15 protein-coding genes and 1 tRNA gene are annotated in these 20,505 nt (G+C 51.7%); 6 read left to right on the top strand and 10 right to left on the bottom strand.

Features of this window, described 5'->3' with window-relative positions:
- Positions 1-119 precede the first annotated feature (119 nt).
- Positions 120-620, bottom strand: coding sequence for a GNAT family N-acetyltransferase (locus B5G10_RS10140; RefSeq protein ID WP_087424617.1), 501 nt, complete (start codon positions 618-620; stop codon positions 120-122).
- Positions 621-637: 17 nt separating this feature from the next.
- The gene (locus B5G10_RS10145; protein WP_087424618.1) at positions 638-2,470 is read right to left on the bottom strand and encodes an LTA synthase family protein; all 1,833 of its coding nucleotides are present in this window, start codon (positions 2,468-2,470) and stop codon (positions 638-640) included.
- A 170-nt stretch (positions 2,471-2,640) separates the two neighbouring features.
- Between B5G10_RS10145 and B5G10_RS10150 the strand changes: the two genes are divergently transcribed.
- On the top strand, positions 2,641-4,725 hold the full coding sequence (locus B5G10_RS10150) for a M3 family metallopeptidase (RefSeq protein WP_087424619.1): 2,085 nt from the start codon (positions 2,641-2,643) through the stop codon (positions 4,723-4,725).
- Positions 4,726-5,051: 326 nt separating this feature from the next.
- Here B5G10_RS10150 and B5G10_RS10155 read toward each other — a convergent pair whose 3' ends face one another.
- Positions 5,052-7,598: a DUF5686 and carboxypeptidase-like regulatory domain-containing protein gene (locus B5G10_RS10155; RefSeq protein ID WP_087424620.1), complete on the bottom strand. Its 2,547-nt coding sequence runs from the start codon at positions 7,596-7,598 to the stop codon at positions 5,052-5,054.
- 214 nt (positions 7,599-7,812) lie between these two features.
- Here B5G10_RS10155 and B5G10_RS10160 point away from each other — a divergent pair, with 214 nt between their 5' ends.
- Together B5G10_RS10160 and B5G10_RS10165 are read left to right on the top strand one after the other, a co-directional pair.
- Positions 7,813-8,292, top strand: a complete 480-nt coding sequence (locus B5G10_RS10160; protein WP_087424621.1) for a CYTH domain-containing protein — start codon at positions 7,813-7,815, stop codon at positions 8,290-8,292.
- 89 nt (positions 8,293-8,381) lie between these two features.
- Positions 8,382-8,468, top strand: a tRNA-Ser gene (locus B5G10_RS10165).
- A gap of 196 nt (positions 8,469-8,664) precedes the next feature.
- Here B5G10_RS10165 and B5G10_RS12960 read toward each other — a convergent pair.
- Together B5G10_RS12960 and B5G10_RS12965 are read right to left on the bottom strand one after the other, a co-directional pair.
- Entirely contained in the window at positions 8,665-9,261 is a 597-nt protein-coding gene (locus B5G10_RS12960; RefSeq protein ID WP_343285894.1) for an MFS transporter, read from the bottom strand.
- A complete protein-coding gene (locus B5G10_RS12965; protein WP_343285895.1) occupies positions 9,210-10,049 on the bottom strand; it encodes an MFS transporter in 840 nt (279 codons plus the stop codon). Before B5G10_RS12965 ends, B5G10_RS12960 begins: the two co-directional genes overlap by 52 nt.
- A gap of 444 nt (positions 10,050-10,493) precedes the next feature.
- Between B5G10_RS12965 and B5G10_RS10175 the strand changes: the two genes are divergently transcribed.
- Positions 10,494-11,132, top strand: coding sequence for a porin family protein (locus tag B5G10_RS10175; RefSeq protein WP_158098810.1), 639 nt, complete (start codon positions 10,494-10,496; stop codon positions 11,130-11,132).
- Positions 11,133-11,144: 12 nt separating this feature from the next.
- Here B5G10_RS10175 and B5G10_RS10180 read toward each other — a convergent pair whose 3' ends face one another.
- The 3 genes from B5G10_RS10180 to B5G10_RS10190 all read right to left on the bottom strand — a co-directional run bounded on the left by B5G10_RS10180 (position 11,145) and on the right by B5G10_RS10190 (position 15,690).
- Positions 11,145-12,203 carry a GNAT family N-acetyltransferase gene (locus B5G10_RS10180; protein WP_087424623.1) on the bottom strand — a complete coding sequence of 353 codons (1,059 nt, stop codon included), beginning with the start codon at positions 12,201-12,203 and terminating at the stop codon, positions 11,145-11,147.
- Positions 12,204-12,540: 337 nt separating this feature from the next.
- Positions 12,541-13,998 carry a DEAD/DEAH box helicase gene (locus B5G10_RS10185; protein ID WP_087424624.1) on the bottom strand — a complete coding sequence of 486 codons (1,458 nt, stop codon included), beginning with the start codon at positions 13,996-13,998 and terminating at the stop codon, positions 12,541-12,543.
- Between the two features lie 174 nt (positions 13,999-14,172).
- Positions 14,173-15,690 (bottom strand): DUF4301 family protein, encoded by a 1,518-nt coding sequence (locus B5G10_RS10190; protein ID WP_087424625.1) that lies wholly within the window; start codon positions 15,688-15,690, stop codon positions 14,173-14,175.
- Positions 15,691-15,813: 123 nt separating this feature from the next.
- Here B5G10_RS10190 and B5G10_RS10195 point away from each other — a divergent pair, with 123 nt between their 5' ends.
- Together B5G10_RS10195 and B5G10_RS10200 are read left to right on the top strand one after the other, a co-directional pair.
- Positions 15,814-18,033 (top strand): RelA/SpoT family protein, encoded by a 2,220-nt coding sequence (locus B5G10_RS10195; RefSeq protein WP_087424626.1) that lies wholly within the window; start codon positions 15,814-15,816, stop codon positions 18,031-18,033.
- 29 nt (positions 18,034-18,062) lie between these two features.
- Positions 18,063-18,917, top strand: a complete 855-nt coding sequence (locus B5G10_RS10200; protein ID WP_143241123.1) for a hypothetical protein — start codon at positions 18,063-18,065, stop codon at positions 18,915-18,917.
- An 81-nt stretch (positions 18,918-18,998) separates the two neighbouring features.
- Here B5G10_RS10200 and B5G10_RS10205 read toward each other — a convergent pair whose 3' ends face one another.
- Together B5G10_RS10205 and B5G10_RS10210 are read right to left on the bottom strand one after the other, a co-directional pair.
- A complete protein-coding gene (locus B5G10_RS10205; RefSeq protein WP_087424628.1) occupies positions 18,999-20,027 on the bottom strand; it encodes an alpha/beta hydrolase in 1,029 nt (342 codons plus the stop codon).
- A gap of 18 nt (positions 20,028-20,045) precedes the next feature.
- Positions 20,046-20,501, bottom strand: a complete 456-nt coding sequence (locus tag B5G10_RS10210; RefSeq protein WP_087424629.1) for a MarR family transcriptional regulator — start codon at positions 20,499-20,501, stop codon at positions 20,046-20,048.
- Between the last annotated feature and the right edge of the window lie 4 nt (positions 20,502-20,505).

The raw sequence follows: 20,505 nt of genomic DNA on the forward strand, positions 1-20,505 counted from the left end.
TCATAGAATGAAACTTATTGACGAATATATATCAAGACATTATTGAGGATTATCCTGAATTTTGTCGACTAGGAAGTTTTTCAACTGGTTTCATCCTGAATTTTGTCGACTAGGCCGAATCATCGGGAAAAATACCGTTGAAAGGCTATGCGCTCGTCGCCATTGGCCAGGTAGATGATACCGCACCGGCTGAAGCCGTGCCGCACGAGCAACTCCTGCATCACCCTGTTGTCGCGATGGGTGTCGATGCGAATGTTATCGACATAGCCACGACACCAGGCCAGAGTAGCCGCAAAAATACCACCCACCTTGCCGGTCGAGGCAATGCGGTGTATCACGCCATAGGGTTTGTCGTTGAGCCATGCCCCGTCGTAGATGGTAGCGTAGGTAGGCTCTGGTGCCGAACCATAACGGAAACAAAAGATACCTACAATCATATCCTCATCGTCGAGACACACAAAGCTGCTGTTGTCGGCGATATCGGCCTCGAGAATTTCGCGCGAGGGATAACCGCCCGTCCACTGACGATAGTTCCCGTTCTGCCGCATGAAACGCTTGGCCTGCTCAAACACGGGCATCACCTGCTCGATATCGGCGGTTGTCGTTGCTCTTATCTTCATAAACCATTCTCTCCTGTTTATCGCGAAGCCAGGTCGTCATAGAGTTTCTGCAAATAGGCCTTTCCCCAGTTCAACTTCAACGCACTGCTGTCGTTCTGTTCAATGAGAACCGACTGGGCCGCACAGTCATAGACGGCTGCACCCTCCCGGTCGATATAACCAAAGCCGTCGGGGAAGGTATAGTAGGCAAAACGTTCCCGGGTGGGATCGGCCAAATTCTTGCTAAAGGCAAAGTCGTCGTAAGGGATATGCAACTGCGCCAGCAGCGTGGCCGCCAAGTCGATCTGCGACAAATAGTCGTCGATGACCCGCGGAGCCAACACGGCACCACCGGCCCACACGAGCGGAATGTGGTGATACTCGATATCGTGATTCTGCACGTTATAGGGGTAGCGGAAGGCATGATCGGCCACGAATACCAGCAATGTGTTTTCCCACGACGGAAGCTTCTTGAGCCGGGCCACAAAGTCACCCAGGCAACTGTCGGTATAGGCCACCGAGTTCAGGTATTTATCTTCGAGCCGGTGCATGGGCACATCGAACGGCTCGTGACTGCTGAGTGTGAGAAACATTTTCATGAAAGGCTTGTCGGCAGGCTGTTCAGCGATGAGCCGATAAACCTCGTCGAACGTCACATGGTCGGGTACGCCCCACTTGCTCAGCCGCTGACTCAACGGGAAATCACGGTCACACACGATATTGTCCATGCCCATCGAAATGAAGTAGGAACGCATATTGGTAAAATCGGCATCACCGCCATAGATAAACTGCGTGTCGTAACCTTTGTTGCGCAACGATTTGGAGATGGCCGGGAGCGATTGCGACTTGGCGGGATATTTCATAATCGAGGCCGTAGGCTGGGCTGGATATCCACTCAAGATAGAAGTAAGGCCCCGGTCGGTTCTGAAACTGTTGGCATAACAGTGGGTAAAGAGGATACCCTCCGAGGCAATCTGCTCGAGATTGGGCATCACCCCCGACAGACCGCCCAGGCTCTCCATGGCTGCCCCCGAAAAGCTCTCGAGAACCACCAGCACCACATTGGCACCGGGCTTCACCCATTGAGCCGAATCGGCGGGAAAGACCGACGGTCCTCCACCCCGCAGAGGCTCGAAAAGGGCATCGGCCTCGGCCGGCTCAAAAAAGCGGTATTGCGAAGAGAAATCCTCCGATTTGAAGAGCGACGACATCAGGCTGAACACCGGGTTGATAGCTGCATGATTCAACTCCATGCGATCACTGAAGTAGGCCTTGCCCACATTCATGGTAGAGACCGTGAAGCCACCCCGAATGGGAATGAACAACGACGCCGTGAGCAGCAACAATACAGCCAACGAGAGCAGCGGTTTGCGGGGCTTTTCCCACTTCGCCACCCTACCCGACCAACGCCACAGCGGCCACACGAGCAACACGGCATAAGCCACGATAAGGAGCAGAATCACCACCGTCTGCCATGCCGGGATACTGGCTACGGCATCGGCCGGTGAAGCCAGATAGAAAAGCGGCGTAGCGTCGATGCGGAATCCCCAGAAACTGTACAACACCGCATCGCTCAACGTAATGATCGACACCACCAGGGCAATCAACACGAAATAGGTGCGGAAGACTGGTTTCCACCACGTCCCCCGCAAATAGACGGTCACGGCCGTGAGCAGAGCCGGCAGAGCCGTAATATAGGCAGCCATCGAGCAGTCGAGGCCCCGTCCGTGCCACATCACCGCCAACCATTGCGACAAGGGAGTATTCCCGTACAAATCCCAATGATACAGCATAAAGAGGGGCTTTTGCACGACAAACATGATAAAAAACCAGCAATATATGGCCACCAGGAAATAGATGCGTTGTTTCATATTCGGCTAATTTTAGGACGTGTAAAAGTAATACAAAAAAGCCCTCGGGAATGAAATTAAATCTATGAAACGATTTGTTTAATATTTATTAAGGGTCGAAGATTAGTTAGAATGATTATAAATCGTGACCTTTGTTAAAATTACCATTTGTATCACCTAACACAGTAGTAATGAAAAAAATTTTATTATTATCAGCCTTAACTGTTTTTGCAATCATGGCACAAGCTGCTAACCCATTTTTCGGGCCCTATAAGACGCCCCACCAAACAGTTCCGTTCGACAAGATAAAACTGTCGCACTACGAACCGGCTTTCAAGAAAGCCATTGAAGAGAATCAAAAAGAGATTGACGCTATCGTAAACCAACGTTCGACTCCCACATTCGAAAACACCATCGAAGCTCTCGACCGCAGCGGCCGGATGCTCAACCGTGTGGCCAACGTATTCTTTGCCGTACTCAGTGCCGAGGGTAACGACGAGATGATGGAAATCTCGCAACGCGTACAACCCATGCTGTCGGAACACAGCAACAACATCAGCCTGAACGAAAAGCTCTTCGAGCGCATCAAATTCGTATATGACCGCCGCGACCAGCTCGATCTTACCCCCGAACAGCAAATGCTGCTCAAAGAGACCTACGAGTCGTTTGCCCTGAGCGGTGCCGAACTGAAGGGTGCCGACCGTGAGAAGTATCGCAAACTGTCGTCGGAGTTGAGCCAGCTCACCCTCGACTTCGGTCAAAACGTATTGAAAGAGACCAACCTCTTCTCGATGATGCTTACCGAGGATGAACTGGAGGGCCTGCCCCAAAGCGCTCGCGACGCTGCCGCCGCCCTGGCCAAGAGCAAAGGCAAAGAGGGTTACATGGTCAACCTCTCCTATCCCAGCTACAGCGCCTTCATGAAATACTCGTCGCGTCGCGACCTGCGCGAGAAACTCTATCGGGCCTACAACTCGCGCAACATCTCGGGCGAATACAACAACATCCCCATCCTGAAACGCATCGCCGAGGTTCGCCTCGAAATGGCCAAACTCTTTGGCAAACCCAACTATGCCGAGTATAACCTGCAAACCACCATGGCCGGCAACAGCGCCAACGTATATAACCTGCTGAACCAACTGCTCGACGCCTACAAACCCACGGCTCTGCAAGAGGTAAAGGAGATTCAGGGCTTCGCCATCGGTAAAGAAGGCAAAGACATGACACTCATGCCTTGGGACTTCAGCTACTACTCCGAACAACTCAAGCACATCAAATACGACCTCAACGACGAGATGTTGCGCCCCTACTTCGAGGTAAACAACACCATCAAGGGGGTATTCGGTCTGGCTACCCGTCTCTACGGTCTGCATTTCACCAAGAACCCCAAAATTCCCGTATATCACCCCGAGGTCGAGGCTTTCGAAGTAACCGACAACGATGGCAATTATGTGGGTGTAATTTACACCGACTTCTTCCCTCGCGACGGCAAACGTGCTGGTGCCTGGATGACCGAGTTCAAAGGACAATGGAAAGAGGAGGACGGAACCGACAGCCGTCCGCAAGTAACCATCGTGATGAACTTCTCGCGTCCCACGGCCGACGCTCCCGCCCTGCTCACCTACGACGAGGTAGAGACCTTCCTGCATGAGTTTGGCCACGCCCTGCACGGCTTGCTCTCCGACGTAACCTACTCGACCCTCTCGGGTACCAACGTATATCGCGATTTCGTGGAGCTGCCTTCGCAGTTCAACGAGAACTTCCTCTCCGAAAAAGAGTTCCTCGACAGCTTTGCCGTTCACTACAAGACCGGCGAAAAGATGCCCGTCGAACTGGTTGAGAAGATCAAGGCATCGAGCCAATATCTGGCCGCCTACCTGTGCGTGCGCCAACTCACCTTCGGCTTCCTCGACATGGCCTACCACACCATCGAGGCCCCGGTCGATGATGCCTTAGCCTTTGAAAAACAGGCTATCGCCAAAACCCTGGTATTACCCGATGTAGAGGGTACGCTCATCGCTCCTCAATTCGGACACATCTTCTCGGGTGGTTATGCAGCCGGATACTATGGTTACAAATGGTCCGAGGTGCTCGATGCCGATGCCTTCGCCGTATTCAAGGCCCACGGTATTTTCGACCCGGCCACGGCTGCTTCGTTCCGTGACAATATCTTGAAACGCGGCGGTACCGAGAATCCCATGACGCTCTACAAACGTTTCAAAGGCAGCGAGCCTACAATCGAAGCCCTCATGCGTCGTGACGGCATTATCAAGTAAGCCTCACGTCTCGCACAAAATACAAAACAACGGAGACCCGCACCCTGCGAGCTCCGTTGTTTTTTTATCTACTTGCATCATGCGGTTTACCCCCGGCAAGCCGATAGAGCTGTTCTATCGTGCGGAGAAAGGTGCAACCTCTCTACCCTCGAGACTGCACAGGTTCACTAAAAGACCCTAAACAGACTGTCGTCCCATAGTTGCAAAATAGCCAGATGTCCCCCCTAAAGATAATCGGACGAAAACTATTAAGGGCTGCCCCGATTCACGGGACAGCCCTTGCTTTATATAAGTAAGTTCGTCACCAGGCTTACTGACTTCCCCGCTTAGAACGAGAAGTGCAACGAAATGCGCACACCGCTCTTGCTTGCATTGGGATTGTCGCGATAGGTCAACCGCCACACATAATCGACCCGCAAGATGGTGAAGATGTTGTCGATACCTACCCCACACTCCATATAGGGCATCTTGTCCATCTCGGTACTACCTTTGGGGAATACGAAGAGATCCTGATTGTAGAGCGGGTTGTTCTTCTTGCTGAGCGAACCATACAGTCCGCGGAACGAGAATACCTCGCGCAGCTTCATGTACTTGAGCAGCGGGATACGGTTGAACAAGGCACCGTTGGCATTGTAGGTAAAGTCCCACGAGACGTACTGGTCGTTGATAAACTCAAGTGCGTTCATCAAGGCATACGACTCGGGTTGTATCGTATAGGAGAGGTTGGCATTGGGGAGCAGCAGCATGGGGAAAGGTACCTTGTCCCACACCTTACCGGCCTTGACAATACCGTCGAAATAACCGAAGGCCGAGAACCAGAACCGTTTCTGGATACCAAACTCGGTGCGGTTGTAGGAGTAGCGGCTACCCAGCACATCTTTGAAGGCAAAGGTATGCGAAAGCGTGAGCACCGGAGCATCGAGGTTGATGGGATAACGGTTGCTGCGGGTCTGGTAGAACTTCTCGTTGGGGGCAAACCGCAACTTCACGTCGAAGTAGGTCTGCATGTAATCTTTCACCTCCTTGCCATAGCCATCGATAAAGGCAATACGGTCGGTCGCCATCTGCTGTATCTCGTTGCGCACACCCAAGCCGAAAGAGAAACCGCCTTTGCGCTCTTGCAGGTATGACAACTCGGTTTTGCGCAGATAGGTGGCTTTGTTGTCCGATTTGCGCTTGAGCGACAAGAATACATTATCCTTGTTGGTGTACATGTACTGCTGCCCCAACTGATCGATATCGTAGGTGTGATTCAACTTGATCGAGTGGATGGGGAACTCCTTGGCATGGAATTTCTTCTTGTTGAACGAATACTCTACCTCGCCCGAATATTTGATTTTCTCATCCTTCGTACCATAGGCTACATAGCCTCGTGCAAACCAATGGGGATTGAGTTGTGCCGTAGTGACACCACCCACCCTGAAACGGGCACCCTCCACTTCGTTGGCACTGATGGTGGTATTCATGGGACCGAAATCGAATTTGCTATCCTCACTGGTCTCTATATAGCCACCAATGAGAATACCCAAGAACTTCTCGGTATAGTAGAAAGCCGGCACCTCACGCAACCGGGCCAACAGTTTATCGACAGCGCCCTCTTTCTTCTTCACCGGCACATGGCGATTATCGACCCAAAACTCCTCGGGCTTGGCCTGCGCATCGACCTCTACCCGCTCGCGTCCCTCGAAATCATAGACCGACAAATCGTCGGGTGGCGTAAACGAGAACTTGTCGTAGGTAGTCATGCGCCGGGCATACAGGCCCTGTGTCGAAGGCATTATCTTGAACTCGATGATGGCATCATCCTTGGTCTTGATGCGGGTCCCGTCGTCCAACTGTTTGTAATCCTGCTCGAGGTACATATTCTCGACATAGTTGAGATTGATGTCGCGGGGCACGTTCAACTTTACTTTCTTGATGAAATAGGTCGAGTCGCCCTCGGGCACATAGATATGCCCCGTGAAACCAAACGATTCGGAGTTGAACGGAACAAACCCCAGGTCGATACATCTCACCCCGTCCACCGCGATGGTATCGAGCAGATAGTATTTATAGAACGATGTACCGATGTTCGACAACGGGCTCACAAACCGGTTGTTCAACAAGGTAATGTCGTTTCCGAAGATATCGATTTCGCGGAACAAGTCGTCGCACAACATCTGCACACTCTCTTCGTTGAATATCTCGTCGATGCCGGCCCGCTTGATACCCGTCACAATCGACTTCTCGGTCTCGGGACTGCGGCGGTAATAGTTCTCGGCAATCTTCTCCTTGATCGAAACAGTCAAAATGGGCTTACCCGAGACCTCCGACGTATCTACATAGTCAAATATAAACTGGAATTTCTTGAACAACCACTTCTTCTTTTGCTCCTCCGAAAACTCATTGAGGGCAAAAGTCATCTTCTCATACTTCTCGTAGTTGAAAAAATCGTGATGTTTGGGATTTCCCACATCGCGGCGCTCGATGAGCTTCTTGACAAACTCAACCGCAGGGTTGTTCTTCTTACTATATTTCTCTTTCTTGGGTTTTACGACTACCTCCTGCAAGGTATAGTCCGAGGGTACCAAATCGATCTCCAGGTTATTCTCTGTTCCTTTTTTTACAAAAACCGTCTTTTCGCGATAACCCAGCGTAGAGATGCGCACATTCAAAAAATTGTCGCGCACCGACACGGCAAACTTACCCTCATCGTCGGTCATGACCCCTTTGTCACTCCCTACAAAAAAAACCGAAGCATAGGATATAGGTTCATGGGTTATAGAGTCCCTCACAATCCCCTTTACCACCGTTGCCGCTTGAGCCATAACCGAAACAGGGAGCCCCATGCACAACACACAAAGGGCCAATGCCACATATATTTTTTTTGCCATAAAAGTCTCAAAAACTGAACTTAGTAACCGGTACCACCATTCGACTCTCTCGAATCTTTCTGGCGACAAAAGTACAAAAAAACTACCGGCCTCGGGGCTTTTATCGGCAACAGTTCACCGGTTTAACAATGTTTAATAAAGACTGCGTTTTTATTCCGGTTCTTAAACCAAATAAATGTATTATATTCGGTCTCCTATTTATTTTTGTTAAATCATGAATGTAGAGATTGAGCGTAAATACCGGGTAACCGATACCTCCTACCGACAAGGCTCCACCCGTTGCACCTACTACAAGCAGGGATATATCTCGGTTGCCCCCTCGGGAACGGTGCGCATCCGCATCGCCGGCGACCAGGCTTTCATCACCATCAAAGGTACCACAACCGGCTGCTCCCGACAAGAGTTTGAATACCCCGTTCCCGTAACCGACGCCACCCAAATGCTCGACTCGCTGTGCCTGCCCGGGATCATTGAGAAAAAACGCTACCTCTACCCCTATGCCGGACACACATGGGAGATCGACGAGTTCATGGGCGACAACGACGGCTTGATCGTGGCCGAAGTCGAACTGCAATCCGAATCGGAATCAGTGGAACTCCCCCCCTTCATCGGACGCGAAGTGACTGGCGACAGCCGCTACTACAACTCCTGCCTGGCTCGAAAGCCTTACAAAACCTGGGACGAGGAAAAATAATCCGCCGGTTTTAGATTTTTTTACAATTAAAATGGCCGCGTGTCGAATCTTTTCCATACCTTTGCCCCCGTCAAAAACGACAGACCATTGGAAAGATGCCGGAGTGGTCGATCGGGACGGTCTCGAAAACCGTTGTACCCTTACGGGTACCGAGGGTTCGAATCCCTCTCTTTCCGCAGAAAAGAGCAAATCAGCCAACGCGATTTGCTCTTTTTTTGTTCCTCTTTCCAAGCTCCTCCGGCAAAAGGACAAGACAGCTCCCTTTGCGAGTATTCCCAGACTTCGCGACGTAAAATAATTCGAATCAATATTCTTTTGAAATTTCCCTAATATCGACAGGACGAAAGTCCCATCATCGCCCGATCTGCTTTCTTACTTCGGCAGGCTTACCCGCAGACGAAGAGCCGACGAAAGGGCTCCACACAGGGAGAGAATACCAGCCAGAAGCATGGCATCGTGAGGGGCGGTATCGCCATAAATATGGAAAAGCAAGGCAACGAGAGCAGCCCCGATGGTCTGCCCCGTAAGGCGGGCGGTAGCAAGCATGCCACTGGCGCTACCGGTGCGTTGCGGAGGTGCCGAGGTGAGCAGCATGTGATTGTTGGGCGACTGGAAAAACCCGAAGCCCATACCGCAAAGCATCAACCGCCACACCAGCCCGAAGTGGTTGGTATCGGTGGGTACGAACGAGAGGCTGAAACAGCCGATACTCATGATAATCAACCCTACCCCGCCCAAAATTCCGGGGTGTATCTTTCCGATGAGTATGCCCGCCAACGGCGCTACAAAGACAATGACCAGCGGCCACGAAGTCATCAGCAACCCGGTGCCTACGGCATCGTAGTGAAAGGTGTTGACCAACAGGAAGGGCATGGCAATCAAACTCATCATCTGAGCCGTAAAGGATAGAATACTCGTCATGACCGACATCGAGAAGATGGGTATCTTGAGCAAGTCGAAGGGAAGCATAGGATAGCGTTCACCGAGTTGCATGCGCCCACCACGGCCAACAGTACCACGCCACACAACACCCAACGCACCGGCACGTCGTGCGAATAGGCTTCGACACACCCGATGAAGAGTCCAAAGGTGGCAGCATTGAGCAGCGCCTCTTTCCAATTGAAGCGATGCCCCAAACGTCGCACGGCGTTATCGGGCAAATATTTGCGTCCCAGAATAAAAGTAGCGATACCTACCGGTACATTGATGGCAAAAAGCCAGGGCCACGAAGCCATCGACAGGATAGCAGCCGCCAGTGTAGGGCCGGTAACCGAAGCGATAGCCACCACCGTGGCATTGAGCCCTACCCCCTCGCCCAACCGACGTTTGGGATAGATGAGTTTGATAAGCGAGGTATTCACACTCATAATCATCGAAGCGCCAAATCCCTGGAATACCCGCGAGGCTACCAACAACGGCAGATTGTGCGACAAGGCACAGAGCAGCGACCCGATAGTAAAGACCACCACTCCCCGCAAATAGACCTGCTTGTACCCCCAACGCTCGCCCATCGACGAGAAGGGCAGCAAGGTCATCATGATAATCAGCTGAAAAGAGTTGACAATCCAAATGGAATCGGACGAAGAAACGTGTAACTCCTGGGCTATACTGGGCAACGCCACGTTGCAAATGGAACCGTCGAGGACCGACAGAAACAGCCCGCAAAAGGTCGTTGTCATGGCATAGTATATACGCGGGCGATGCAGACCGTCCCAATTCAAATCTCCTACAATCTTGTCTTCCTCTTCCTGTTTCATCTTTTTACCTTTCTTGAAACCATGCTCACGCATATCGGCTGCAAAGATACAAAAAGATATAGAAAGGTATAAGTGCGGAAACCGATGAAAGTGCAGCTTTCAATCCGGTATGATTCTCCACCCCCGCTTCTACGCGACAGAAAATAAAGAGTAGAAATAATAAAATTCAATTTCGCCTTCGTCTTATCCAACACAACAGAATCTATCTTTCTCTATTACGCCATCGGGTATAAAATCGCTTGCACCCCTTCACCACCATAGGGGCAAAAATTCCTCCCAATAGTCCTGGAATGAGTATGAAGAGCAAAATAAATTCCAGCGTAGCCATAGTTACAAAAGTTTAGATACCGATTAAAGTTACCAATGCAAAGAAGGGAAAAATAATTTTACCGAACAAAAGAAATGGGCTACATTTGTCTTGAATGTCAAAACAAGATGCCCCACATGAAAACACCACACATATCGATTCCAAGCTTTTGTCTCCCATACGCCATCGGACTGTTGTTGCTGTGCCTGGTCGCCATCCCGGCACGGGCCCAATGGAGCTTAGGCGGCAAAGCGGGAGTCAACTGGGCTACGGTAAGGTACCCCGAAAACATACTGAACGACAAGGCCGGTTTTGTCGTGGGCGGACAAGTGGGTGCCGTAGCGACCTATCAGTGCAATACCTATTTCGACTTGCAACTCGAATTACTCTACGCCACACACGGCTACAAAGACAAAACCCTTGTTTATAACGACGAACAAGGCAACACGATGTACAATGGGTATTCGTGCCACATCCACTACATAGATATTCCACTGCTGGTCAAGTTCTTCCCTGTGGCCGGGCTCAACATTCAGGCAGGGCCGCAGCTGGGTATCGGGTGTGCCCTTACCGATTCGTGGAAAGGAGTGGAGAAATTTCAGCAACCGGCAGGGGCCGAACTGGGCGTGGTCGTGGGGCTGGGATATGAATTCGACTCAGGACTCTTTGTCGATGCCCGCTACACCTGGGGCCTCACCCACTCCCTGCGCGACGTCGAAAGCGCCTACGAAGGGCGTAACGTGGGAATCTCTATGGGGTATCGATTCTATTTGTAGCACAACATACTCTCAATCGAGCATCAGACTCATGTAGGGACGCATGGACGGGAAGTCGATGAGCGAAGCCTGATGTGAATCGCCAAATATCACGAGGGCCAACTCGGCCACATCGACATCGAGGTCGCACGAGTCGGTTTCGACGCAACGACACTCACCATCGCCCAGTCGGTAAGCTCCATCGTTCCCCGGCAACAGCGGGTCGGTTACCCGCACAACAACCTGTAATCCGGGGTGATTCTGTGCCACAGCCGACAGCATGGCCGGTACATCGACAATACGTATCATGCCCACACGCTGCAGGCTTCCCTCCTCACTCTCGGGCGGCGCCATTACCGTGAGGGGCACACCGGGGAAAAGCTGCATCGCCTCGTGCAAAGCCGCATCATGAGCCTCATCGCTCACAGCCAACAACTCTTTCACGACCGTGCGGTCGTCGTGCGGCACGACAAAAGCCAAAGCCGAGAGTTCGCCAACCTCGTTGGCCAAGGCAACCACCTCACCCCCATCGAGACGATTGTCGCCGCATATCACCTCAAAGTCGTCGGGCTCGTGCAACAGGCAACAGGAACGACGTCGCATTTGCGCATCGAAAAATCGATAGAGTTCGTCGTGCGACAGATTCACTCGACGATACCCAGCGCCCTCGAACCGATGTACCGACGTAAAGTCGCACTCTCGCCGAAAAAAGACCGGGGCATATCCCTTCGTGGCATAGTAGCCATACAGCCACGGCTCGGCCGGGATAAGCGCCGACAGCGGAATACCACGCGAGCGCATCACCTCGAACGACTGCTTCAGCAACCGGCTCATCAATCCCCGGTTGCGATACTCGGGTCGTGTAGCTGCCCCCGAGATATAGCTCACACCCAATACCGACGAACCGTAGGTGAGGCGATATGGCAGCATCTGCAAAGCCGTGGTCAACACACCATGCTCCTCGAAACAGAGAGCATTCTCATCCCGATACAAGTGGTCGAACAAGAGATCGACAAAACGCTCGTCGTCGTGAAAACAGAGTTGCCACAACGCTCTGATACCGGCTTTTTTCTCCAGAATATTCATGGTCATCCAATGGTTTTTCTGTTAAAAACAACATTCTACCGTAATGGTTTCCACCCTATCAGGGGTATCTACGCAACCAATTGCAACAATTTGATTTACAATATAATATACATGATATTTAATATTTTATTTTAATATCATACAAGTAATTCCGTTTATTATACTGATTATCAAATAGATACAAATCAATCTTATAGATAAAATATAACCGCATTTATTTGCGAATGGCGCTTGTCTATCAACAAACGCCATACATTCGCCCTTTGTTACATAGTTTTATAACGACTTGATATATTGTATATTATAAATCTATGATAAATTTATACTTTATAAATGCCACACATTATTGGCCGGCCTGGCTTGGAGCGCTGTTTCCGTTATTGCCCGAACGGGGTTTACGACGCCGGTGATTGCGACGCCGGGCTGTAGCTCCACGCTGGTTTTGCTGAGTCCCATTTTCGCCCTTTTCCTTAGCCTGATTTTCGGTTGCAGTCGGCACCTGAGTCTCCTTGGGAGCCCCACCCTTCGAAGCATTATCTTTGGGTACACCCTTGTCGCCCCGGCGACGATTGCGCGAACGACCTTTACCATTGCGACCTTCGCCTCCACCTTTTCCGCCTCGGCCACGACGACCGCCGCTCTCTTGTCCGGGAGCATAAACAGGCCCCTCGCCCAGCCCCTCGGGCATCGGACGTTTGGCAATTTCATACCCCAGGAACGACTCGATACGGTGGAATTTACCCTGCTCCTTCTCCGACACAAAAGTAATGGCCGTACCCTCGGCATTGGCACGAGCCGTACGCCCTATGCGGTGAATGTAGTCCTCGGGGTCGTGAGGTACGTCGTAGTTGATAACCAACCCTATCTGGTCGATATCGATACCTCGCGAAATCACATCGGTAGCCACCAGAATGTCGATTTTGTTGTTCTTGAAATCGAGCATGACCGCCTCGCGTTCGGGTTGCTCCAGATCGGAGTGCATGGCAGCCACCTTGTACTTTTTCCGTTTGAGTGCAAAGGCCAGTTCCTTCACCTTCTGCTTCGACGACGAGAAGATAATGGTCTTGGTGCCGGTAGGCTCCTTGAAAAGGAAGTCGATAATGCCCATCTTCTGAGTCTCGTAGCAGACGTAGGCCGACTGGTCGATGGCCTCGTTGGGCTTCGAGATGGCCACGTTCACCTCTACGGGATCGTGCATGATATTCTTGGCCAGCTGGCGAATCTTGGGCGGCATGGTGGCCGAGAACATGATGGTCTGCCGCTTCTCGGGCAGACATTTGCCAATCTTCATGATGTCGTCGTAGAAACCCATATCGAGCATGCGGTCGGCCTCGTCGAGGATGAAATACGCCACACCCGAGAAGTCGATATTCGAGATATTCAAGTGCGAGATGAGCCGGCCCGGTGTAGCGATGATGATATCGGCACCCATGGTGAGACCACGCTTCTGCTGTTCCCACGACGAACCGTCGCCACCACCCGAAACCACGGCGGTAGAGATGGGCAGGAAATAGGAGAAGCCCTCAAACTGCATATCGATCTGCTGGGCCAATTCGCGAGTGGGAGCTACGATAATGGCCCGCACCTTGTCACCACTGCCCGGATATTGCGTGAGCAGATTCAACAAGGGTAATATATAGGCAGCCGTTTTGCCCGTACCCGTCTGGGCACAAGCTATCAAATCTCTTCTTTGTAAAATCACGGGAATGGTCTGTTCCTGAACCGGGGTCGCCTCTTGAAAATTCATGGCGTCGAGCCCTTGCATGACCTCTTCCGACAATCCGAATTCTTCAAATGTCATATCTTTTTTCCTTAAATTTTTCTTTAGCAATTCATTCCGCGACGGGGAATCACAAGCCATCAAGACCTCATTTCCCCGGGTCGTTGTCGTTTATTCGGTGGCAAAGTTACAAAAAAAAGGCGATATGCCATGGCATATCGCCCTCTATTCCGCGACGATGCCGCCGCCTCTTTCTTACTGATGTTGAGGACGCAGCAAGTCGTTGACCGTCTTTACCGGATTGAAGGTCTCGGCGGGAACCTCGACAAATACCGTATTCCAGTCGCTCATGGCACCGTTCCACAGGCCCGGTAACTCGAGAGCTTTCAAGTCACGGCCATTCTTCGACTTGTGCGAGATAAAGCCGGTATTCTTATCGACATAGCGGGGCAAATCGTACTTGGCTCCCTGCCCGTCGCGCACGGCACATACCAAATCGACGGGGTTGAAGTGTGTGCCCGACTCGAACTGTTTCTTGGCCTCGGGATTGGCCATATCGATTTGCGAACTTTCGAGAATCTGCAACGAGGTTGTACCGTCGGGGTTATAGGCCACGAACGGACCGCCACCCGGTTCACCCGAGTTGCGCACCATACCGCACACCCGAATGGGGCGGTCGAACTTGCGCAACAAATACAAAGCCAACTCGGCATCCTCGAGATTCTTGGTCTCTTCGTTGCGCACAAAGAGTTTCTTGTGCAGAAACTGAACCATTTCACGCAAATCGTCGATGGTATATTTGCCGCTCTTCAGCATGGCCGTGTAACGGTTAATCTCGGCTTGCAGGGCAACCAACACACCGCCGATAATCTTTTTGTAGCGCACGGTAGGCTCTTTGAGGCGGTCGGGCACCACGTTGTCGATGTTTTTCACAAACACAACTTCGGCATCGATATCGTTGAGGTTCTCGATGAGCGCACCGTGACCTCCGGGACGGAACAAGAGTTTGCCATCCTCTCTGAAAGGCTCGTTGTTCATATCGACGGCAATGGTATCGGTCGAGGGTTTCTGCTCCGAGAAACTGATGTTGTAGCGCACACCGTAGCGTTTTTCATAATCGGCCTTCTTGGCAGCCACCAACTCTTTGAAATGGGGCAGATGCTCGTGCGAAACCGTGAAGTGAATATTCACCTCGCCATCGGAACTGGCGGCGTAGAGAGCGCCCTCGGTCAAATGCTCCTCCATGGCCGTGCGGTCGGTCGTGGCATAGTGATGGAACTTGAGCAAGCCCTTGGGCAGTGCCCCGTAATTGAGCCCCTTGGCTTCGAGCAAATTTGCCACGACAGCCTTGTAGTTACCGGCGGCCACGAGATCGGCAATACCTTTCCCCTCGTTCTTCACACAGGCAGCATCGAGATCGGCATAGAAGGCAAAATGATCGATCGAGTCGAAAAATTTCTTTTCAAAATCGGTTCTCGGCTCGCTATACTCAGCCGAGAGGAAACTGAACAAATCTTTGAACATACGGCTCGCAGCCCCCGATGCGGGAACAAACTTCACCACCTTGTGACCGTCCTTCAAATACCCCTCCCACAAATCGAGATAGTATTGAGCCTGTTTTTCATCGAGTGACAAAATGCCATTCCCTACCGACGCCGACGAAGCGATTTTCAAGAATGGGAATCCCCTTTTGAAAGATGCCAACTGGTCTTCGACTACCCGTATGTCGATACCCTTTTCGGCAAACAAGTTTAAATCCTCTGTTGTAAACATATCTATAATAAATAATGAATTTTAATTCTGTTCCCAAAACTACAAAAAGCTCTAAAAAAAAGCGCACTTTTAACTATAAAAATATATATTTGAGACATTATTTTTTGATAACAGTCACACCTTATGCCCGAAAAAAGCTATTTCACCCCCGAGGAAAAAGAAAATGTCCTTTCGGTTTACCGCCAATTGTTGCGTCACAGCCAACCGGTGATGACAATCGAGGACTTTACCCGCATGCGCAAACTCATCACCGAAGCGGTATCTACGGGGCACTACCAGCGAAACAAACAGGGCATCAATCCAGTCGTACGCAACCTCAACACGGCGCTCATCCTGTGCGACCGGGTAGGTGTAGAGCGCAGCATGCTCATCTCGATACTGCTATTCAATCTGGTGGTGAGCGAGTTTCTCACAATCGAAGCAGTGCAGAAAGAGTTCGGCGACGATATTGCGCAACTCGTCCGGGGACTTATCAAATCGAACAGTCTCTATGCCAAGCAAGCGGCGGTCGAGAGCGAAAACTTCCGCAAACTACTGCTCTCTTTTGCCGAAGACATACGGGTTATCATCATCATGATTGCCGACCGCCTGTGCGTGATGAAGATGATCAACCACCACCCCAACGAAAAATATCGCTACGACGTGGCTTGTGAGGCCTCATACCTCTATGCTCCGCTGGCTCACCGGCTGGGACTCTACTCCATCAAATCGGAACTTGAGGACCTCTCGCTCAAATATACCAACCGCGAGATTTACGACCAGATAGCCCACAAGCTCAACCAGACGAAACGCAGCCGTGACAAATACATCACCGAGTTTATCGAGCCGGTAAAACAAAAGCTCGAGGCCGAGGGGTTGAACTTCGAAATCAAAGGCCGCACGAAATCAATCTTCTCCATCTGGAACAAGATGAAAAAACAGAAGGCCGATCTTGAGGACATCTACGACTTGTTTGCCATTCGTGTCATTCTCGAGACGCCTCTCGATCAAGAGAAGGCCGACTGCTGGAAAGTCTATTCGATTGTCACCGACATGTATCAGCCCAATCCCAAGCGGATGAAAGACTGGCTGTCGATACCCAAATCGAACGGATACGAATCGCTGCACATCACCGTGCTGGGGCCCGGGCAACGCTGGGTCGAGGTACAGATACGCACCCGACGCATGGACGAAATCGCCGAACGCGGACTGGCGGCCCACTGGAAATACAAGGGCATCAAGAGCGAATCGGGGCTCGACGACTGGATGAACAACGTGCGCGAGGTACTCGAAGCTGCCGAACATGGCGGCGCGCTGGAACTCATGCGCGATTTCAAGATGGACCTCTACGACAAGGAGGTGTTTGTCTTTACCCCCAAGGGCGACCTCTACAAGCTGCCTCTGGGTGCCACCCTGCTCGACTTTGCCTTCCTCATCCACACCGGGCTGGGATGCAAATGCGTGGGCGGCAAGGTGAACGGGAAAATAGAAACCATCAAATACAAGCTCAAGAGCGGCGACACCATCGAGGTGCTCACCTCGCCCAATCAGACCCCCAAGCAAGACTGGCTCAACATTGCCGCTACCGCCAAGGGTCGGATGAAGATAAAACAGGCCCTCAACGAGCAACAGAACAAGGATGCCGAATATGGCAAGGAGCTGTTGCAACGTCGGTTCAAGAACCGCAAGATGGAGATGGAAGACGGCATCATGATGAAACTCATCAAAAAAATGGGCTACAAGACGGTCACCGACTTCTACAACGAGCTGGCAGCCGAGCGCATCGACGTGAACCGGGTCATCGACCTCTATCTCGAAATCGAGCATAAGGAGAACGGCGAACAGTACGAAGCCCGCACGGCCGAAGAGTTCACCCTGCAACCGAGCGAGCCCGACGATTCGAAAGAGGACGAGCTCATCATCGGCGGCGACGTGAAAGGTATCGACTACAAGTTGGCCAAATGCTGTAACCCCATCTTTGGCGACGATATCTTCGGGTTCGTCTCGACCGAAGGTACCATCAAGATACACCGCAAGGATTGTCCCAACGCCCGCCACATATACAGCCGTTACCGCTACCGGGTGGTCAACGCCCGCTGGTCGGGCAAGATGGGCTCGAAATATGCCTGCATCCTGCGGGTGGTAGGCAACGACGACATCGGCATCGTGACCAACATCACCTCGATTATCTCGAAAGAGAAGAACATCTACATGCGGGGTATCTCGATCGACTCCAACGACGGACTCTTTCAAGGGCACATCACCGTTATGGTCGATGACACCTCGAGCCTCAACAGCCTTATCAAAAAGCTCAAGACCGTGAAAGGCGTGAAAGACGTGCAACGAAGTTCGATTAACTGCTAAAGCGAATAGAATAAAAAATACAATTATATATGGCAAAACACCTTTACCTCTGGTTATGTAGTTGTGTAACTTTGTTATTGGCCTGCGGCGACAGCAGTCGCGATGCCAGCACGCAATATGAAAAGGCCTTGCAGCTTTTTAAGGCCGGCCAATACGAAAGCGCCAAAAACGCCATCGACAGCATCGAGCAACTATACCCCAAAGCCTTCAAACAGATCAAGGAGGGCATGTTGCTGATGTGCCGCATCAAGCAGAAAGAGAGCGAACGCAATCTGCTTTATATCGATAGTGTGCTCAAAGTGAGACAATCGGAACTCGAGACGGCCAAGAAAGATTTCCGCTTCGAAAAAGATGCCAAATATCAAACCGAAGGCAACTACGTCTATAACAAGCTGCCCAAGCAATCGGCCATTACCCGCAGCCAGCTGAAAGTGCTGGTAACCGAACACGGGCAGATGCAACTGGCCAGTGTCTATTATGGAAGCGCCCCCTTGAAACACAGCTCCATACGGGTTACCCTCCCCGACAAAAGCAAGGCCGAGACCTTGGCCATCGGATACGACGGAGCCAATAATTACCGATTTACCGACAACGGGAAATATACCGAGATTGTCACCTATAAAGACGGTCAATGCTCGGCGGTAGCTTCGCTCATTGCCGACAACACCGACAAGAACATTACCCTCACCTATCTGGGAGGGAGCCGATACACCCTCACGCTCGACCCCCTGACCCGCGAAGCCGTCAAGGCAACGCGCCACCTCTATAATCTCATACGTAGTGTCGATGACCTCAACCGCGAGTACCTGCTCAATGTGCGCACGCTCGAACTGGCCGACAAACAGGTGATGCAACTGGAGAAACAGCAAAAAGGGTCCAATTAATTCACTGCCTATTCCCCAACAAAATAATAGAACGGCCGGAGGTTTTCACCCCCGGCCGTTCTATTATCCCAACCGACCGATTCAACGGTCCAACCCGTTGTCGTGCATCCAGCGGAAAATCTCGGCATAGACCGAGGCGCGAGCCGCCGGCTTCGACAATACCAAATCGTGTAGCCCCTCCTGCACTTCAAACTCGGTGACACGAGGTCCCAACGTGCGACCGTAGCGGGCGATATCCTTCACATCGAGCACGGCATCGCCCGACTGATGCTGCGGCGTCCACTGGTCGCCCTGTACCGACTGGCTCGAATACATCAGCAAAATGGGACACGGGATATGCAACCCCTTGTGTACCTGCTTGTGTCCTTGGTGTATGGCCCGCACCCAAGCCGCAGTAACCGGCCGCGAAGCCATAAACTTCAGATTCGTATCATACTCCCATTCACCATGATACTCCTTCAGCAAACTCTCGGCATAGGCCGTGGAGTTGCCCTGGCTGATTTTCGTATTCTTGAAACAGCGTCCCCAGGCCGAAACAATAGGAACCAGCACCTTCTCGTAAAAACCACTCATGTTCATGTCGAGAAACGGGCTGTTGAGGATGAGCCCCTGCACCGGCAGGCTGTCGCGATGAGCCTCGCAGTAGAGCGAGGTAATGAGCCCTCCCGTCGAATGCCCCATCAGAACAATTTCGGTATTGCCCTCTTCCCTGATAATCGTCAACGCCGTATCGATATCGGCAAAATACTCCTTCAGGTCACGCACTTCGAAGGGAGTCTGTCCGGGCAGCAGCGAACGCCCGTATTTGCGCAAGTCCACCGCATAGAAATTGAAACACGAGTCGGTAAAGGTTTGCGCCATTGACTTCTGAAAGAAGTAGTCGTTATACCCGTGAACATAGAGTATGGCCCGATGCACCTCGCTGCATACCGACAGGCTGCGAACGAGCGTCGTCACCACCGGCCCGCTGTAATCGTCGGGCATAGCCAACTGCTTCGATTCAAACCCCTCGCCCAAGCGGTCGGGTTCATACTGGGCCCACGAGAGAAATGCCCCTGATGAAATCCACAGGAGCACCGTTACCAAAAGAAATTTTACATGCTTACACATCACTACCGTTTTAAAGAATCAATCGTCCAACGAGTTTTTCAAGTTGCCAAATACCTTGGCCAGCATCGTACCGGCCATCTCGACCTCGCTATCGGAGAAGCCCTCGAGTGCCGTGCGCATGATGGCCGAGACCAACGGTTTGGTCGAATCCTCAAGTTCCCGCCCCTTGTCGGTGAGGTGTATGAGATTGATGCGGCGATCCTTCACAGCCGGCGAACGAACGACAAGCTGCTGTTTCTCCAGATTGTCAATCAACCGAGTCATGCTCGGCTTGTCTTTGAAGGTGACGTTGCACAGCTCTTGCTGCGTTACCCCATCGCGCGACCACAGGTAGTACAACACGGTCCACTGCTCGGGGGTAATGTCGATCGAGCGTTTGCGAAAACTGCGGTGCAGTTTTCGATTGATTGCGGCCGACAGCTTCCCGCTCATCAGCGCAAAGAGCATCTCTATATTCAGTTCCGAAAAGTTCATATAT

Source organism: Barnesiella sp. An55 (assembly GCF_002161555.1).
Lineage (GTDB): Bacteria > Bacteroidota > Bacteroidia > Bacteroidales > Barnesiellaceae > Barnesiella > Barnesiella merdipullorum.